General features: G+C 72.3%; 15 protein-coding genes. 10 read left to right on the top strand and 5 right to left on the bottom strand.

Translation table 11 applies throughout. The features are described 5' to 3' along the window. Positions 1-536 precede the first annotated feature (536 nt). Positions 537-872, bottom strand: coding sequence for a YnfA family protein (locus ACLJT4_RS34535; protein WP_016572466.1), 336 nt, complete (start codon positions 870-872; stop codon positions 537-539). Between the two features lie 132 nt (positions 873-1,004). Further along, positions 1,005-2,756, bottom strand: a complete 1,752-nt coding sequence (locus ACLJT4_RS34530) for an FAD-dependent monooxygenase (RefSeq protein WP_411128500.1) — start codon at positions 2,754-2,756, stop codon at positions 1,005-1,007. Between the two features lie 114 nt (positions 2,757-2,870). Between ACLJT4_RS34530 and ACLJT4_RS34525 the strand changes: the two genes are divergently transcribed. Beyond that, entirely contained in the window at positions 2,871-3,569 is a 699-nt protein-coding gene (locus ACLJT4_RS34525) for a TetR family transcriptional regulator (RefSeq protein ID WP_411128498.1), read from the top strand. 19 nt (positions 3,570-3,588) lie between these two features. On the opposite strand, the gene ACLJT4_RS34520 is transcribed toward ACLJT4_RS34525, so the two are convergent. Beyond that, positions 3,589-4,068 (bottom strand): MazG-like family protein, encoded by a 480-nt coding sequence (locus ACLJT4_RS34520; protein WP_411128496.1) that lies wholly within the window; start codon positions 4,066-4,068, stop codon positions 3,589-3,591. A gap of 147 nt (positions 4,069-4,215) precedes the next feature. Here ACLJT4_RS34520 and ACLJT4_RS34515 point away from each other — a divergent pair, with 147 nt between their 5' ends. Both ACLJT4_RS34515 and ACLJT4_RS34510 read left to right on the top strand, forming a co-directional pair. Further along, positions 4,216-4,746, top strand: coding sequence for a cupin domain-containing protein (locus tag ACLJT4_RS34515; RefSeq protein WP_411128494.1), 531 nt, complete (start codon positions 4,216-4,218; stop codon positions 4,744-4,746). A gap of 134 nt (positions 4,747-4,880) precedes the next feature. Next, a complete protein-coding gene (locus tag ACLJT4_RS34510) occupies positions 4,881-5,696 on the top strand; it encodes an SDR family NAD(P)-dependent oxidoreductase (protein WP_411128492.1) in 816 nt (271 codons plus the stop codon). Positions 5,697-5,829: 133 nt separating this feature from the next. Here the strand turns inward: ACLJT4_RS34510 and ACLJT4_RS34505 are convergent, their stop codons facing one another. Then, positions 5,830-6,423: a hypothetical protein gene (locus ACLJT4_RS34505; protein WP_411128490.1), complete on the bottom strand. Its 594-nt coding sequence runs from the start codon at positions 6,421-6,423 to the stop codon at positions 5,830-5,832. 319 nt (positions 6,424-6,742) lie between these two features. Here ACLJT4_RS34505 and hemL point away from each other — a divergent pair, with 319 nt between their 5' ends. The 7 genes from hemL to ccsB all read left to right on the top strand — a co-directional run bounded on the left by hemL (position 6,743) and on the right by ccsB (position 14,610). Further along, positions 6,743-8,068, top strand: a complete 1,326-nt coding sequence (gene hemL, locus ACLJT4_RS34500) for a glutamate-1-semialdehyde 2,1-aminomutase (RefSeq protein WP_078488583.1) — start codon at positions 6,743-6,745, stop codon at positions 8,066-8,068. 35 nt (positions 8,069-8,103) lie between these two features. Further along, the gene (locus ACLJT4_RS34495) at positions 8,104-8,799 is read left to right on the top strand and encodes a histidine phosphatase family protein (RefSeq protein ID WP_275467664.1); all 696 of its coding nucleotides are present in this window, start codon (positions 8,104-8,106) and stop codon (positions 8,797-8,799) included. A gap of 147 nt (positions 8,800-8,946) precedes the next feature. Next, positions 8,947-10,170 (top strand): lipoprotein, encoded by a 1,224-nt coding sequence (locus ACLJT4_RS34490; protein ID WP_038520207.1) that lies wholly within the window; start codon positions 8,947-8,949, stop codon positions 10,168-10,170. A gap of 141 nt (positions 10,171-10,311) precedes the next feature. Beyond that, a complete protein-coding gene (locus ACLJT4_RS34485; protein WP_275464088.1) occupies positions 10,312-10,926 on the top strand; it encodes a TlpA family protein disulfide reductase in 615 nt (204 codons plus the stop codon). Positions 10,927-10,930: 4 nt separating this feature from the next. Beyond that, positions 10,931-11,695: a cytochrome c biogenesis CcdA family protein gene (locus tag ACLJT4_RS34480; RefSeq protein WP_016570736.1), complete on the top strand. Its 765-nt coding sequence runs from the start codon at positions 10,931-10,933 to the stop codon at positions 11,693-11,695. Between the two features lie 3 nt (positions 11,696-11,698). After that, entirely contained in the window at positions 11,699-13,528 is a 1,830-nt protein-coding gene (locus ACLJT4_RS34475; protein WP_411128487.1) for a cytochrome c biogenesis protein ResB, read from the top strand. Next, positions 13,525-14,610, top strand: coding sequence for a c-type cytochrome biogenesis protein CcsB (gene ccsB, locus ACLJT4_RS34470; RefSeq protein WP_411128485.1), 1,086 nt, complete (start codon positions 13,525-13,527; stop codon positions 14,608-14,610). Before ACLJT4_RS34475 ends, ccsB begins: the two co-directional genes overlap by 4 nt. 125 nt (positions 14,611-14,735) lie before the next feature. On the opposite strand, the gene ACLJT4_RS34465 is transcribed toward ccsB, so the two are convergent. Further along, positions 14,736-16,163: an alkaline phosphatase family protein gene (locus ACLJT4_RS34465; RefSeq protein WP_411128483.1), complete on the bottom strand. Its 1,428-nt coding sequence runs from the start codon at positions 16,161-16,163 to the stop codon at positions 14,736-14,738. Positions 16,164-16,185: the final 22 nt, after the last annotated feature.

Here is a 16,185-nt window from a genome sequence, read left to right as displayed (position 1 = left end):
TGCAGGTGGCCCGCGCCGTCGTGGTGCGGTGTGCGAGCCGGTTCCGGGGCTGGGCCGGGGTCGGGGCCGGGGCCGAACGGAGCCCCGTATGCCGTGGTGCGGTGCGTGCGGTGCCTGCGCTGCGCCGTGGTGCGGGGTGTGGAGGCGCTGCGCGTGCGGTCGTGCGGTTGGTGATCTTCGGTGATCTTCGGTGTCTGCCGTGATCTTCGGTGTTTTGGGGTGCGGGTGGTGGGGGTGGCGCGGGTGGTGCGTGCGTGGCCAGGATATGCAGGGGAGCGCGACGGGTCGGCGGCCGGAGGACCGGGCGAGCATGGCCCCTCGGCCCTGCGGCGTCTGCGTCCCGCCCCGATGGATGCGTTGGTTCCCGGCCTGGTCCCGTGGCCGGGCCCCGTGCTCTGGTGCAGCGCGCCGATGCAGTGCCCGGCGGGTTCGGCGGCTTGGTTCCGCCGAGTCCAGGGCGGGCACGCGCCGGGCGGGCATGGGCGGCCGGGCAACGGCGCCCCGCCCGGCATGGCCAGACGGGCGGCAGGAGGGGGTCAGCGGCCGCGAGGGGCGTACATGATCACGGCCATGCCGACCAGGCAGACCAGCGCGCCGATCACGTCCCAGCGGTCAGGACGGTAGCCGTCCGCGACCATGCCCCAGGCCAGCGACCCGGCGACGAACACCCCGCCGTACGCCGCGAGGATCCGGCCGAAGTTGGCGTCCGGCTGGAGCGTGGCCACGAAGCCGTAGACGCCCAGGGCGATCACCCCGGCGCCGATCCACGCCCAGCCCCGGTGCTCCCGCACCCCTTGCCACACCAGCCAGGCACCGCCGATCTCGAAGAGCGCGGCGACGACGAACAGGGCTACGGAACGGGCGATGAGCATGCCGCTCAGCGTAAGGACCCGGGCCGGCCCCGGGCGAGGACGGGCCCGTCCCGGCTCGCTGCCGGCGCGTGGCGCGCGGGTCACCGCCCACGGACCGGAGCGCATCGGTGCCACCGCGGCCGCCCCGGCGCCTCACCTCCGTGCGGAGCGACCCGCGGACCGTGCGGCAGCGGGGGCGGACGAGGCAGACGAGGTTGATGGGGCGGACGAGGCGGATGGGGCGGACGAGGGGGAGGCGTCGGCCGGGTCGGATCCGGCGCCGGTCCACCGGGCGAGGGCGGAGCGGAGCGCCGCGGCGCGTGCGCCGGGGGCGGTGGCGTCGGTGGCCCAGGCGACGTAGCCGTCGGGACGCACCAGCAGGGCCGTCCGGCGCTCGCTCGCCCAGCAGGCGGTGACGACCCGGTCGGTCGCGGCCTCGCGCAGCGCCTCCCGCGGTATCTCGCCCGCAGGGGTAACGAGGACGAACGTCCCCTGCCGCAGCAGCTCGTAGAGCCGTCCGCCACCGGCGAGGCGGAGGTCGGGCGCGCGGCGGCCGACCAGCCGATGGGCGCCGGGCCCGGCCGGGTAGGCGACGTCGATGCCGGAGACGCCGCCGATCGCCCGCCGGGACAGCGACGGCAGGCGGGTGAGGAACTGCCCGCCGAGGCGGCGCAGGGCCCGGGCCGGGGCACCGCGCAGCAGCGCGAGCCGGATGAGGGCACCGCTGCTGCGCAGCACCGCGGTGCCGACCGGGTGGCGCTCTTCTTGGTAGCTGTCGAGCAGGCGGTCGGGGGAGTGGCCCCGCACCACCGCCGCCAGTTTCCAGCTGAGGTTGGCCGCGTCCTGGAGGCCCACGTTCATCCCCTGGCCACCGGCCGGGGAGTGGACGTGCGCGGCGTCACCGGCGACGAAGACGCGGCCGACGCGGTAGGCGGGGGCCTGGCGTTCGTCGCTGTGGAACCGCGAGATCCAGCGGGCGTCGTGCATGCCGAAGTCGGTGCCGAAGGAGAGCCGGGTGACCTCGCGGACCTCGTCGAGGGAGGCGGGGGCGTCGTCGGGGGCCTGCGCGTGGCGGTTCCACCCCAGGACGCGGTACCAGCCGTCACCGAACGAGCCGACCAGGGCGAAGGCGTCACGGGCGGCGCGGACGGCGAAGGGGGAGTCGGGCGCCCGGTCCAGCCGGACGTCGGCGAGGACGACGGAGCGGACGACGGCCTTTCCGGGGAAGGGAAGGCCGATCGCCGCGCGGACGGAGCTGCGGGCGCCGTCGGTGCCGACCACGTAGCCGGCGCGCAGGCTCCCGACGTCCCCGGCCGCTACTCCGGCCCCGTCCGCGGCCGCCCGGAACCGCACCGTCACACCGTCCGCGTCCTGGGTGAGCCCCAGCACCTCCGCTCCGTACCGGAAGGTGACACCGGCCTGCCGCGCGCGCCGGAGCAGCAGCCGCTCGACTGCGTACTGCGGCGTGATCAGGACGAAGGGGAAGCGGCTGTGGAGCCGGCCCGCGGTGAGCGTGCCGTCCCCGAACACCTGGAGGCCGGGGAGCCGATGGCCGCCGGCGATCAGCTCGTCGGCGAGCCCGCGGGCGTCCAACTGCTCCAGCGAACGGGCGTGCACGGCGAGGGCCCGGCTGAGATTGCTGGTGGTGTCGTCGCGCCGCTCCAGGAGTGTGACGGCGATCCCGGCCTCGGCGAGGTCCCCGGCGAGCAGCAGGCCGGTCGGACCGGCGCCGACGACGATCACGTCCGTGTCCCCGCCGGCGGGCGTGGCGGCGGGAGCGCGCCGTGCGCCGGGGTCGCTCTCCGGCCGTGCGGGCGGGACGGTCGGTCGGGTGGTCGGGTCGTCGTCGTGGTCGCTGCTGAGTTCGCTGCTGAGGTCTGCGGGCTTGCGGTTGAGGGCATCCATGTCTGCCGCCTCCTACCAACGCACGGTGGTCAACAACTGTTGGTCAACGCTTGTTGGCAAGCGTACGGCTCTCGCCGCTCGCATGTCAACGCTCGTTGGCCTACAGTTGTTGACATGGTCGAACGCAATCCCTCCGCCACCCCCTCCGGCCCTCGGTCCGCGGGCCGGCCCGCCGGCCCCGCCGCGGCGGTCGGCCCCGAGATCGACGCCGGTCCGCCGCCGGTCGCCGCCGAGGCCCCAGACGTCGGCACCCACCGCCGCCCCCGCCGCTCCGACGCCACCCGTGCCGCGATCCTCGCCGCCGCCCGGGACCGCTTCGCCGCCGACGGCTACGAGCGCGCCACCATCCGCGCGATCGCCCGGGACGCGGGCATCGACCCGTCGATGGTGATGCGCTACTACGGCAACAAGGAGGGCCTCTTCGCGGCCGCCGCGGAGATCGACCTGCGCGTGCCGGACCTGGCGGCGCTGCCGCCCGAGGAGCGCGGCGCCCGGCTCGTGCGCCACTTCATAGAGCTCTGGGAGGGCGACGAGACGCTGACCGGCATGCTGCGCGTCGGCGCCACCAACGACGCGGGCGCCGAGTGCATCCGGCGGGTCTTCGCCGAGCAGGCGCGGCCGATGATCGACGCGGCCTGCCCGGTGCCGGAGGAGGCGGCGGCCCGCGCCGCCCTGATCGAGTCGCAGATCCTGGGCATGGCGCTGTGCCGCTACGTCCTGCGCGTCCCGCCCGCCGTCGACCTCGGTCACGACGAACTCGTCGCCTGGCTGGCCCCCACCATCCAGCGCTACCTGACGGCGGAGCGCCCCTGACGGAGCGGATGCGCAGGCGTCAGGGGCTCACCGCCCCGCCCGTCCCCGTCCCCGTCCCCGTCCCCGTCCCCGTCCCCGTCCCCGTCTCCGGGGACGGGCCCGGCCCCGGCACCCGTTCTGCGATCCGCCGCAGGTGGCCTTCGAAGACCTGCCGCGCCTCGGGTGTCAACGTCCGCAGCGCCACCATCGCCGTCACGATCACGTCGCACAGCTCGGCGTGCACGTCGTCCCACGTGTGGCTGTGCCCCTTGCGCGGATTCTGGCCGGTGGCCCCGATGACGGCCTGGGCCGCCTCGCCCACCTCCTCCGAGAGTTTCAGGACGCGCAGCACGCGCTCCTGCTCCTTCGGCAACGCACTCTCCCGGTCGAGCCACCCGACGAGCGCCTCGACGGTGCGCCAAGGCGCCGTGTCGTTGGGGTCGCCGGTGTAAGGGGCCGCGGAGGAAGGGCAGTTGGCGTCCGGAGCGGGAGCCGAGGAGGCCGTGACGGGATCAGACATGGCCCGATTCTGCCGCTCGTTCCGCGGCCCGCGCCCCGTCCGCCCCTAGGGTGAGGCGACAGCCGGCCAAGCGACCGGGGCCGGCGGGCCCACCGGCCGGTACGGCGACCGCACCGGCCCGCGGACGAGCGGAAGGCGGCCAGACGGATGGACGAACACCCCGCGGTGCCCCGGGACCGGTTCCCGCAGGAACTGGTCGCCTTCTACGGGCTGACCCGGCTGCCGCGCGAGGGCGGTTGGTACCGGAGCACCTGGGCCGGGCCCGAGCGGCCGGACGGTCGGCCCGAGGGCTCGGCGATCGTCATGCTGCTGACCGCCGAGCCGGGCGTCTTCTCCGCGCTGCACCGGCTGCCGGCCGACGAGACCTGGCACTTCTACCGGGGCGACCCGCTGAGCCTGTTCCTGCTGTCCGAGGACGAGCCCGCGCAGGGCCGCGCCGACGCGGCCCGCACCGTCGTCCTCGGCCCGGACGTACTCGGCGGCCAGCACGTGCAGTTCACGGTCGGGGCCGGCACCTGGATGGCCGCCGAGGTCGCCGCCGGCGGCGCCTGGACGCTCTTCGGCTGCACGATGGCGCCCGGCTTCACCTTCGCGGACTACGAGCACGGGGACGCCGGTCGGCTGACCGCCCGGTTCCCCCACGAGGCATTGCGGATCGGAGCGCTGAGCCGGGCATGACAGTGGTGCGGACCCCTCATGAGCCGAACGGCGGGGGCGGGGCGGGCACTCCCGAACTCGCCGCGGAACAGGGCGCATTCGGCCAGGAGGATCGTCCTACGGGGGCAGCGGGGGCAGCGGGGGCAGCGGGGGCAGTGGGGGAGGCAGGTCCGACGGATGCCGCCTGCGCGGACCGCGGGGGGCGCGCCGACCTCCCCGACCTCACCGGTCACGTGGTGCTCGTCACCGGGGCGTCGGGCGGGATCGGTCGGGGCATCGCGGTGCGGTTCGCCGCTGCCGGGGCGGCGGTGGTGGTGCACTACCGGGCGGGCGGTGCGGCCGCGCGCGAGCTGGTCGGGGAGATCGAGCGGGGCGGCGGGAGCGCGTTGGCGCTCCACGCGGAGCTGGGCGTGGAGGAGGAGTGCCGGCGGCTGGTGGCGGAGGCCGCCGCGTGGCGGGGGCGGCTGACCGGCCTGGTCAACAACGCCGGGGTGCAGCCGGTCCAGGACCTCGCCGGGATGTCGCTCGCCGACTGGCGGGCGGTCGCCGATCCCACCGTCCACAGCGTCTTCGCCTGCACCCAGGCCGCGGTGCCGGTGCTGCGCGCGGCCGGCGGGGGATCGGTGACGCACATCGCCTCGATCGAGGCGGACCGCCCGGCACCGGGGCACGCCCACTACTGCGCGGCCAAGGCGGCGGTGGTGATGCACGCCCGGGCCGCGGCGCTGGAGTACGGGCCCCAGGGGATCCGCGTGAACACCGTCTCGCCGGGTCTGATCGAGCGGCCCGGGCTGGCCGAGGACTGGCCGGAGGGGGTGCGCCGCTGGCAACAAGCCGTGCCCACCGGGAGGTTGGGGCGTGCCGAGGACGTCGGCGACGCCTGCGTCTTCCTCGCCTCGCCGATGGCCTCCTGGATCACCGGGCACGATCTCGTCGTGGACGGCGGCGTCTCGGCCCGCCCCACCTGGTGACGGCACCGAGGCGACCGGCCGGCGCACGGGGTACCCGCCCCTCCTGCGGCACTGGGGCACGGCGCCCCGCCCGTGGGCCCCTGTGGAGTGGACGCCCCGGCGCCGGCCGGGTCGCCCCGCTCGCCCGGCCTCGTTACGGCCACACCAGGCAGTACGCCTGGTGTCCCGCCTCGTGGAGGCGGTGGGAGAAGTCCTGCCACTCGTGGAGGAGCCGGTAGACGCTGAAGGCGTCCTGCGGGCCGCCGCGGTCGGGGACGGTGGACCAGATGAAGGCGGCCGCGCCGACGGACTCCTCGCCGACGCCGCGCAGCGGGTCGACCACGGTCATGGGCAGTTTGACGACGGCGTAGTCGGGGTGGAGCACGACCAGTTCCAGCGGCGGAACCTTGTGCAGCGGTATGCCCTCTATACCGGTGAGGACCATGGCGGCCATCGTCTCCGGCTTGATCTTGGTGAACATGCCGCCCATGCCGAGCTCGTCACCGCCGAGTTCCTCGGGACGCATCGAGATCGGGACCCGGGCAGCCGTGGCGCCGTTGGGCGCGCCGAAGTACTTGTACGTCACCCCCATGCGGCCGCCCTTGTTATCCCCGCCCGTAATGCCTTCGGTGGCCTCGCGCCGGTCGTCCCCGGTTCTCTCGGCGCCGTCGCGTCGGTGACGGCCGCGCTGGGCGCGCTCGGGACCCCGGTCATTGGTTCCCTCGCCCAGTTCGCCACCGCGATGCATATCTCCACCCGACCACTCGCAGCCCCAGCCGCGCAACCCGATCATCGTCTCAGAGACCTCCCCCGTCACCGGCGCGTGAAACGCCCGGCCGCACGCCCCCGTGCGCCTCTGAGACCATTGCTTGCGTGACCCACTCGTACGACGCCCCAGTTTCGCAGACGCGCGGGGTCTGGGGCCCGGTCGCGAGCGAGAGGAACGAAAAAGAAACCAAGAGGGAATGAAGGGGAATCGCGTCGGCGGGCCGGGTGGTCCGCAGGGTGGTTCCCGTACCGCTGTCAGCCGGGCCGTGTCCGCGCGCCGCCGCCCTCCCCCCCCGTATATGCAGGTCAGGATCACAGTGTCTTTTCCGTATGAAGCCCCTGTTTCGCAGTCGCTGTTCGACCGTGCGTCCGTGGTGACGCCGGGCGGCGTGAATTCTCCGGTGCGGGCGTTCCGAGCCGTGGGTGGTACGCCCCGGTTCATGGTGTCCGGTACCGGTCCGTACCTCACTGATGCCGATGGCCGGGAATACGTTGACCTGGTGTGCTCGTGGGGGCCGATGATCCTCGGCCACTCGCACCCCGAGGTGATCGCCGCGGTCCAGGACGCGGTCGCCCGCGGGACGTCCTTCGGGACGCCGGGCGCCGGTGAGGTCGAGCTGGCCGAGGAGATCGTGGCGCGGATCGCGCCGGTCGAGCAGGTGCGGCTGGTCTCCAGCGGCACCGAGGCGACCATGTCGGCGATCCGGCTGGCGCGCGGCTTCACCGGCCGCGCCAAGGTGATCAAGTTCGCCGGTTGCTACCACGGCCACGTGGACGCGCTGCTGGCCGCGGCCGGTTCGGGCGTCGCGACGTTCGGGCTGCCGGACACCCCCGGGGTGACCGGTGCGCAGGCCGGCGACACGATCGTGCTGCCGTACAACGACCTGGCCGCCGTGCGCGCCGCGTTCGCCGCGCACGAGGGCGAGATCGCCTGTGTGATCACCGAGGCGTCGCCGGGCAACATGGGCGTCGTCCCGCCGCTGCCGGGCTTCAACCAGGGGCTCGCGGACCTGTGTTCGCGCAACGGCGCGCTGTACATCTCCGACGAGGTCATGACCGGCTTCCGGGTCAGCAAGGCCGGTTGGTACGGCATCGACGGGGTCCGTCCGGACCTGATGACCTTCGGCAAGGTCATGGGCGGCGGCTTCCCGGCCGCGGCCTTCGGCGGGCGCGCGGACGTCATGGCGCACCTCGCTCCGGCCGGGCCGGTCTACCAGGCGGGCACGCTCTCCGGGAACCCGATCGCCACCGCCGCCGGTGTCGCGCAGCTGCGGCTGCTGGACGACGCCGCGTACGCGAAGGTCGACGCGGTCTCCGCGGAGGTCCGCGGGCTGGTCACCGCGGCGCTGGCCAAGGAGGGCGTGGCGCACCGGCTCCAGGTCGCCGGGAACATGTTCTCGGTGTTCTTCACGGACGCCGAGGTGACGGACTACGAGAAGGCCAAGACGCAGGAGTCGTTCCGCTTCACCGCCTTCTTCCACTCGATGCTGGCGCAGGGGGTCTACCTCCCGCCGTCCGCGTTCGAGTCGTGGTTCGTCTCGACCGCGCACGACGACGCGGCCGTCGAGCGGATCGCCGCCGCACTGCCGGCCGCCGCCCGGGCCGCGGCCGAGGCCAGCGCATGACCGGCACGAGCGGGACGGACCGGACGGTGGGTGGGATGAGCGACGGCGAGCAGGGCGGCGACGAGATCACCGTGGTGCACCTGATGCGGCACGGCGAGGTCCACAACCCGGAGGGCGTGCTCTACGGGCGCCGGCCCGGCTACCACCTCTCCGACCTGGGGCGGAAGATGGCCGACCAGGTCGCCGAGCACCTCGCGGAGCGGGACGTCACGCACGTGGTGGCGTCGCCGTTGGAGCGTGCGCAGGAGACCGCGGCGCCGATCGCCGGGGCGCACGGCCTGGAGATCGCCACCGACGCGCGGCTGATCGAGGCGGCCAACGTCTTCGAGGGCAAGACCTTCGGGGTGGGGGACGGCGCGCTGAAGAAGCCGGGCAACTGGAAGTACCTGACCAACCCGTTCCGGCCCTCGTGGGGCGAGCCGTATCTGGAGCAGGTCGTCCGGATGATGGCGGCGCTCGGCGCGGCCCGGGACGCGGCCCGCGGGCACGAGGCGGTGGCGGTCAGCCACCAGCTGCCGATCTGGATCGTGCGGAGCTTCGCCGAGCGGCGGCGGCTGTGGCACGATCCGCGGAAGCGGCAGTGCACCCTGGCCTCGCTGACCTCGTTCACCTTCCACGGTGACAAGATCATCTCGGTGGGGTACAGCGAGCCGGCGCGCGACCTGGTTCCCTCCCACCTGCTGGCCGGCGCCAAACCCGCGAAGGGCAAGTCCAAGGCTTTCGGGGCCTGACGCGCCATCACGTGGCGAAATGTCAAATTCGCCGGAAATGCAAGATCTGACCCAATAGCACGGAACCTCCCCGTCCGACATGCCCTCTATAAAGATGTCCGTTTATATGGATGTCGAGTTCGGTGAGCACGGATGGGGAACGACGCTATGGGCGCGATGAGTCGGCGGAATCTGCTCGGGATGGGGGTCGGGGCGGCCGCGGCCCTGGGCGTCGCCGGGTGCTCCGCCTCGGGCCAGGACGGCGAGGAGGGGCAGCGGGTCAAGAACGCGGCACCGGCCCGCCCCAAGCTCATAGGTGACGGCTCGACCGCCCATTACGGCAAGCAGCCCCACCAGCCCGGCGCGCCCGAGCGGCTGGCTGCGGGGCAGACCCCGCCGCAGTTCGTGATCTTCTCGTGGGACGGGGCGGGAGAGGTCGGCAACGGCCTCTTCCCCCGGTTCCGCAAGCTCGCCAAGGACCACGGCGCGGCCATGACCTTCTTCCTCTCCGGGCTGTACCTCCTGCCCGAGGACAAGAAGCGCCTCTACCTCCCGCCGAACAACCGCCCCGGCGCCTCCGACATCGGCTACCTCAGCGACGCGCACATACGCGAGACCCTCGACAACGTCCGGCAGGCGTGGTTCGACGGGCACGAGATAGGCACCCACTTCAACGGCCACTTCTGCTCCGGCCGGGGCAGCGTGGCGCACTGGACGCCCGCCCAGTGGAAGTCCGAGATAGACCAGGCGATGGGCTTCGTCACGAAGTGGAAGACGCACACCGGCCTCGCCGACGCCGAGCCGCTGCCCTTCGACTACAGCAAGGAACTGGTCGGCGGCCGCACGCCCTGCCTGCTCGGCCAGGAGAACCTGCTGCCCACCGCCCGCGAACTGGGCTGGCGCTACGACGCGAGCTCCCCGGGCGGTCTGCAGATGTGGCCCCGCAAGAAGCAGGGGATATGGGACTTCCCGCTACAGCAGATACCGTTCCCGGGTCACTCCTTCGAGGTGCTCTCGATGGACTACAACATCCTCGCCAACCAGTCGAAGAACTCCACCAAGGCGCCGCCGGCCAACTACCCGGGTTGGCGCAAGCAGGCCAGCGAGGCGTACATCGCCGGATTCCAGCGGGCCTACGAGACCAACCGCGCGCCGTTCTTCATCGGCAACCACTTCGAGCAGTGGAACGGCGGCATCTACATGGACGCCGTGGAAGAGGCGCTCAAGCACATCGCCGACGAGCGGAACAAGGACGTCCGGCTGGTCTCCTTCCGCCAGTTCACCGATTGGCTCGACGTCCAGGACCCCGGCGTCGTCCGCAAACTCCAGGGGCTGGGCGTCGGTCAGCGGCCGGCCGGCGGCTGGAAGTCGTACCTCTCCGCGGCCGCCTGAGCGGCCCGGTGCCCCCGGGGGACCCCCGGTGACGCGCCGGAAGCTTTCGTTCCGTACGGTCTGACATGGCCCTTCGTCAGCTGTGCGGCGGGGCGAGGGGGGCGCGGAAGATCCGCAAATGGCCCATGCGAAACTTTTCACATGAGTGACAGCCGCGCCCCCCGCCGCCTCACCAGTCGCCGCCGTCTCGCCCTGTTCGCCGCGGGAGCGGCGGCCGCCTCGCTGACGCTGAGCGCCTGCGGCGACGGTGCCTCCGGCGGCTCGGCGCAGACCCGGTTCGTCCAGGGCAAGAACGGCGTCGACACCGTCAAGCCCGACGAGCGGCAGCCCGCCCCCGACCTGTCCGGGGAGACCACCACCGGCAAGAAGCTGGATGTGGCCGACTACAAGGGCAAGGTCGTCATCATCAACGTCTGGGGCTCGTGGTGCGGCCCCTGCATCGCCGAGGCCCCCAACTTCGCCAAGGTCGCGAACGAGGACAAGGACAAGGGCGTCCAGTTCATCGGGATCAACACCCGCGACGCCGAGAAGTCGCAGGCCACCGAGTTCGAAGAACAGCACAAGGTGCCCTACCCGAGCCTGTACGACCCCACCGGCAAGCTGATGCTGCGCTTCCCCAAGGGCAGCCTCAACCCGCAGTCGATCCCGTCCACGATCGCCATCGACCGGCAGGGGCGGATCGCCGCGCGCTCGATCGGCCCGCTCGCCGAGGACGACCTGCGCAAGATGGTCGACCCGCTGATCGCCGAGAAGTGATCGCGTGATCGCGCTCGCCGCCAACGCCGCGGAGAACCAGACCATCCTCACCGGTGCCCTGATCGCGGCCGTCCCGGTCGCCCTCGTCGCCGGCCTGGTCTCGTTCTTCTCGCCCTGTGTGCTGCCCCTCGTCCCCGGCTACATGTCGTACGTCACCGGGGTCACCGGCACCGACCTCGCCGAGGCCCGGCGCGGCCGGATGCTGGCCGGCGCCTTCCTGTTCGTCCTCGGCTTCACCGCCGTCTTCGTCTCCGGCGGCGCCCTCTTCGGCTTCTTCGGCAAGACCCTCCAGGACTACAAGGACGTCATCTCGCGCGTCCTGGGCGTGCTGATGATCCTGCTCGGACTGGCCTTCGCCGGCGTCCTGAAGCGGTTCGGCCAGCGCGAGCTGCGGTTCCACCGGAAGCCTGCGATGGGGCTGGCCGGCGCGCCGGTCCTCGGCGTCCTCTTCGGCGTCGGCTGGACGCCCTGCCTGGGCCCCACCCTCACCGCCGTCAACACCCTCTCCTTCTACGACGCCAGCGCCGGCCGCGGCGCACTGCTCACCGTGGCGTACTGCCTGGGCCTGGGCCTGCCGTTCATCGCGGTGGCACTCGCCTTCCGCCGGGTCCTCGGGGCCTTCGGCTGGGTCAAGCGGCACTACGTCTGGGTGATGAGGGCCGGCGGCGGCATGATGATCGCCCTCGGCGTCCTCCTCCTCACAGGCGTCTGGGACATCCTGATGTCCCAGCTACAGAGCTGGACGCAAAGCATCACCGTTGGGATCTGATTGATGTCCACCAAGACCGACACCACGGACGAGCCGGGCGCCGCCGCCGACCAGGGCGGTGATCTCGGCACTGCCGGAGCCCAGCTCTCCACCGCCCCCAAGGAGGACGTCTCCCTCCCCTCCCTCGGCCCGATCGGCTGGGTGCGCTGGTTCTGGCGGCAGCTGACCTCGATGCGGGTGGCGCTGCTGCTGCTCTTCCTGCTGTCCATCGGCGCGATCCCCGGCTCGCTGATCCCGCAGACCAGCATCGACCCGGTCAAGGTCGACGCGTTCAAGGCCAAGCACGAGACCCTCGGCGAGGTCTACGACAAGCTGGGGATGTTCCACGTCTACAGCTCGGTCTGGTTCTCGGCGATCTACCTGCTGCTGTTCATCTCGCTGATCGGCTGTATCGTGCCGCGCGCCTGGCAGTTCATCGGCCAGCTCCGCGGCCGCCCGCCGGTGGCCCCCCGCCGTCTGACCCGGCTGCCCGCGTACACCACCTGGCACACCGAGGCGGCGCCCGAGGAGGTCCTCGCGGCGGCCGAGCGGCTGCTGAAGAAGCGGCGCTTCCGGGTCCGCCGGGAGGACACCTCGGTCGCCTCCGAGAAGGGCTACCTGCGCGAGGCCGGCAACCTGCTGTTCCACGTCGCGCTGATCGTGATGCTGGTGGCGTTCGCCGTCAGCGGTCTGTGGAAGTCCGAGGGCGGCAAGCTGGTCACCGAGGGCGACGGCTTCTCCAACAGCCTCACCCAGTACGACGACTTCAGCTCCGGCCCGTTCTTCGACACCGACACCATGGAGCCGTTCGGGTTCACCATGAACTCGTTCGACGCGACCTACGAGCGGACCGGCCCGCAGAAGGGCACCCCCCGCACCTTCCGCGCCAACATCACCTACTTCACCGGCGCGGACGGCACACCGCACAAGAAGTCGATCGAGGTGAACACCCCGCTCGACATCGCCGGCAACAAGGTCTACCTGCTCTCCCACGGCTACGCGCCGGTCGTCACCGTCAAGGACGCCCGCGGCAAGGTCGTCTACCACGGTGCGGTGCCGTTCCTCCCGCAGGACCCGAAGAACTTCACCTCCTCCGGCGTGGTGAAGGTCCCGGGCGCGCAGACCAAGGACGGCCAGCGCAACCAGCTCGGCTTCCAGGCGCTGTTCGTCCCGACCTTCGGCGGCAAGAACTCCGGGTCGATGTTCTCCCAGTTCCCCGCACCGGACTTCCCCGTCCTGTCGGTCAACGCCTGGCACGGCGACCTCGGCCTGGACTCCGGCCTGCCGCAGAACGTCTACCAGCTCGACACCAAGCGGCTGAAGCAGTACAAGGACGCCAGCGGCGACATCTTCAAGAAGATGCTGCTGCCCAAGGACCGGGCGGCCCAGATGCTCGGCCACGCCGGCGCCGAGCTGACCCCCCAGCAGCTCGACGCCGAGTCCACGATGACGCTTCCGAACGGCGCCGGCTCCATCACCTTCGAGGGCATCAAGACCTGGGCCAGCTTCAAGATCGCCCACCAGCCCGGCAACGGCCTCGCCCTGACCGGCGCGGTCTGCGCGCTGCTCGGCCTCGCCGGCTCGCTGTTCATCCAGCGCCGCCGCGTCTGGGTCCGTGCGGAGCGGCCCGCCGACGGCGTCACCATGGTCGAGATGGCCGGCCTCGGGCGCAGCGAATCGGCCCGGGTGGCCGAGGAACTCGCCGCCCTCGCGGCCGCGCTGACGCCCAGCGCCCCGCTCGCCGCCGCGCCCTCCCCGGACACCGCGGACGATTCCGCCCCGTCCGCCGAAGAACCGACGGAGCCTACCGACTCTGCCGATCCTGCTGATCCCTCCGAAGGAGCGCGCGCGTGAATCTCGCTGCCGCAGCCAACGAGACACTGGCTCACAACAGCAATGTGCTGGTGTATTCGGCGATGGCCGTCTACACCCTCGCCTTCCTCGCCTACATGGCCGAGTGGGTGTTCGGCAGCCGCAGCAAGGTCGGCCGGACCGCCGCCGCCCTGACCGCCCAGGTCGCTGCCACCGCCGCGGCACCTGTCCAGACCAGGCAGAAGGGCGGCACCGCCGTCCTGGAGCGCCCCAAGGTCGTCACCCGGTCCGCGGCCGGCGGCCCTGACGTCCCCGACGGCCCCGGCGCGCACGGCGGCACTGAGAAGGGCGACCTCTACGGCCGGATCGCGATCTCGCTGACCGTCCTGGCATGGGCGCTGCACGTCGGCGGCATCGTCACCCGCGCCGTGTCCGTGCAGCGCGCCCCCTGGGGCAACATGTACGAGTTCTCCACGACCCTGGGCGGGGTCGCGGTGACGGCCTACCTGGTCCTGCTGCTGCTCAAGAAGAACGTCCGCTGGCTCGGCCTGCCGCTGATCACCACCGTCCTGCTCGACCTGGGCCTGGCCATCAGCGTCCTGTACACCGCCAGCGACCAGCTGGTGCCGGCACTGCACTCGTACTGGCTGTGGATCCACGTCTCCTGCGCGATCATCTCCGGCGCGGTGCTCTACCTCGGTGCGGTCGCGAGCCTGCTCTTCCTCTTCCGCGACCGCTACGAGGCCAAGCTCGCCGACCCGGACGGCCCGCAGCCCGGCAACTTCGCCACCTCGGTCCTGGAGCGGCTGCCCTCGGCCGCCTCGCTCGACAAGTTCGCCTACCGCGTCAACGCCACCGTCTTCCCGCTGTGGACGTTCACCATCATCGCGGGCGCCATCTGGGCCGAAGCCGCCTGGGGCCGTTACTGGGGCTGGGACCCCAAGGAGGTCTGGTCCTTCATCACCTGGGTCGCCTACGCCTGCTACCTGCACGCCCGTGCCACCGTCGGCTGGAAGGGCCGCAAGGCCGCCTGGCTGGGTGTGATCGCCTTCGTCTGCTACCTCTTCAACTACTTCATCGTGAACATCTTCGTCACCGGCCTGCACTCCTACGCCGGCGTCTGACGCGCCCGCCCCACCCGCAACACCCCGGTGCCGTACGGACCCACGGCCTCGCCCGCGAGGCCGGTCCGTACGGCACCGTCGTGTGTACGGGCGCCGCGCCGCCCCGCGGGCGCCGCGGCCCCGCCTCAGCGCCGCTTGCGCCCGCCGTGCTCCTGGCGCGGCGGCTTCTGGTCCGACCCCGGCAGCGTCGGCTTGGGCAGGTGCGCCACCTCCCACTTCGCCTCGGCCAGTTTCTCGGCGGTGTCCCGCGGCAGCCGCGGCGGGTGGTGCGCCGGCGAACGGAAGCCGAACGCCGACGTCAGGTCGCCGAACGAGGCCCGCCGCCAGTCGGTGATGTTGGGCTCCGTCACGCCGGTGAACCGCTCCAGGAACTGCAGCACCGAGGTGTGGTCGAAGGCGTCGCCGGCCGCCCAGCCCCCCACCGTCCAGGGCGAGACGATCAGGCACGGCACCCGGAACCCGGCCCCGATCGGCAGCCCGCGGACGAACTCGTCCTTGGTCCCGGCCGGCGGCACCGGCGGCGGCACATGGTCGAAGAGGCCGTCGTTCTCGTCGTAGTTCAGGATGAACGCCGTCTTGGCCCACACCTTGGGGTTCGCGGCGATCGCCTCGATCTTCTTGGCCACGAAGTCGGCGCCGGCGGCCGGCAGGTAGTCCGGGTGCTCCGACTGGTAGCTGGTGGGGATGATCCAGGAGACCGCCGGCAGCCGGTCGTTGCGGGCGTCCTCCTCGAAGGCGCCGGCCGGCCCGGGCCGCACCCCCTTCTCGTACAGCGGGCTGCCCGGCTTGGCGTCCCGGAACGTCTGGAACTGCTCCAGCAGGTTGCAGCCGTAGTCGTCCTCCTCCTGGTACACCTTCCAGCTGACGCCGGCCGCCTCCAACCGCTCCGCGTACGTCGTCCAGCGGTACGGCTGGGGCGCGGTGTTGTTGAGGACCGGGCCGCCGCGGGTGCCGCCCGGGTCGAGGGTGCCGGTCATCCAGTACAGCCGGTTGGGCCAGGTGGGCCCGAAGACCGAGCAGAAGTAGTTGTCGCAGAGGGTGAACGCCTCGGCGAGGGCGAACTGGAAGGGGATGTCCGCGCGGGTGTGGTAGCCCATCACGTACGGGCCGTTGACGCCGTCGGCCTTGCGGTGCGCGGGCAGCCAGCGGTCCATCTTGCCGCCGTTCCAGGCCTCGTGCTGGACCGACCAGGCGTGACTGGTGGAGGGGATGGCCTGGGCGCTGGAGGTGTGGGTGTTGAGGCGGAACGGCAGCAGGTAGCCGTCGGGGTTCTCCGGGTCCGGCTGGTAGAAGACGGACCGGCCGGTGGAGAGGGTGAGCGCGTCCGGGTCGTTGAAGCCGCGGACGCCGCGCAGGGTGCCGAAGTAGTGATCGAAAGAACGGTTCTCCTGCATCAGCAGGACCACGTGTTCGATGTCGCGCAGGGTGCCGTGCCGCGGCGGGCCGGCGGCGACGGCCTTCTGGACGCTGGGCGGCAGCAACGACAGCGCAGCGGTGCCGCCGATCGCCCCGGCCGCCGAGCCGAGGAGTCTGCGTCGGGTCATATTCGGCATATGTGCCACTCTCCCTGAGTCG

Origin of the sequence: Streptomyces sp. x-19, assembly GCF_046549115.1 — a bacterium.
Lineage (GTDB): Bacteria > Actinomycetota > Actinomycetes > Streptomycetales > Streptomycetaceae > Streptomyces > Streptomyces albulus_C.
This window is presented reverse-complemented; position numbering and strand designations above follow the sequence as displayed.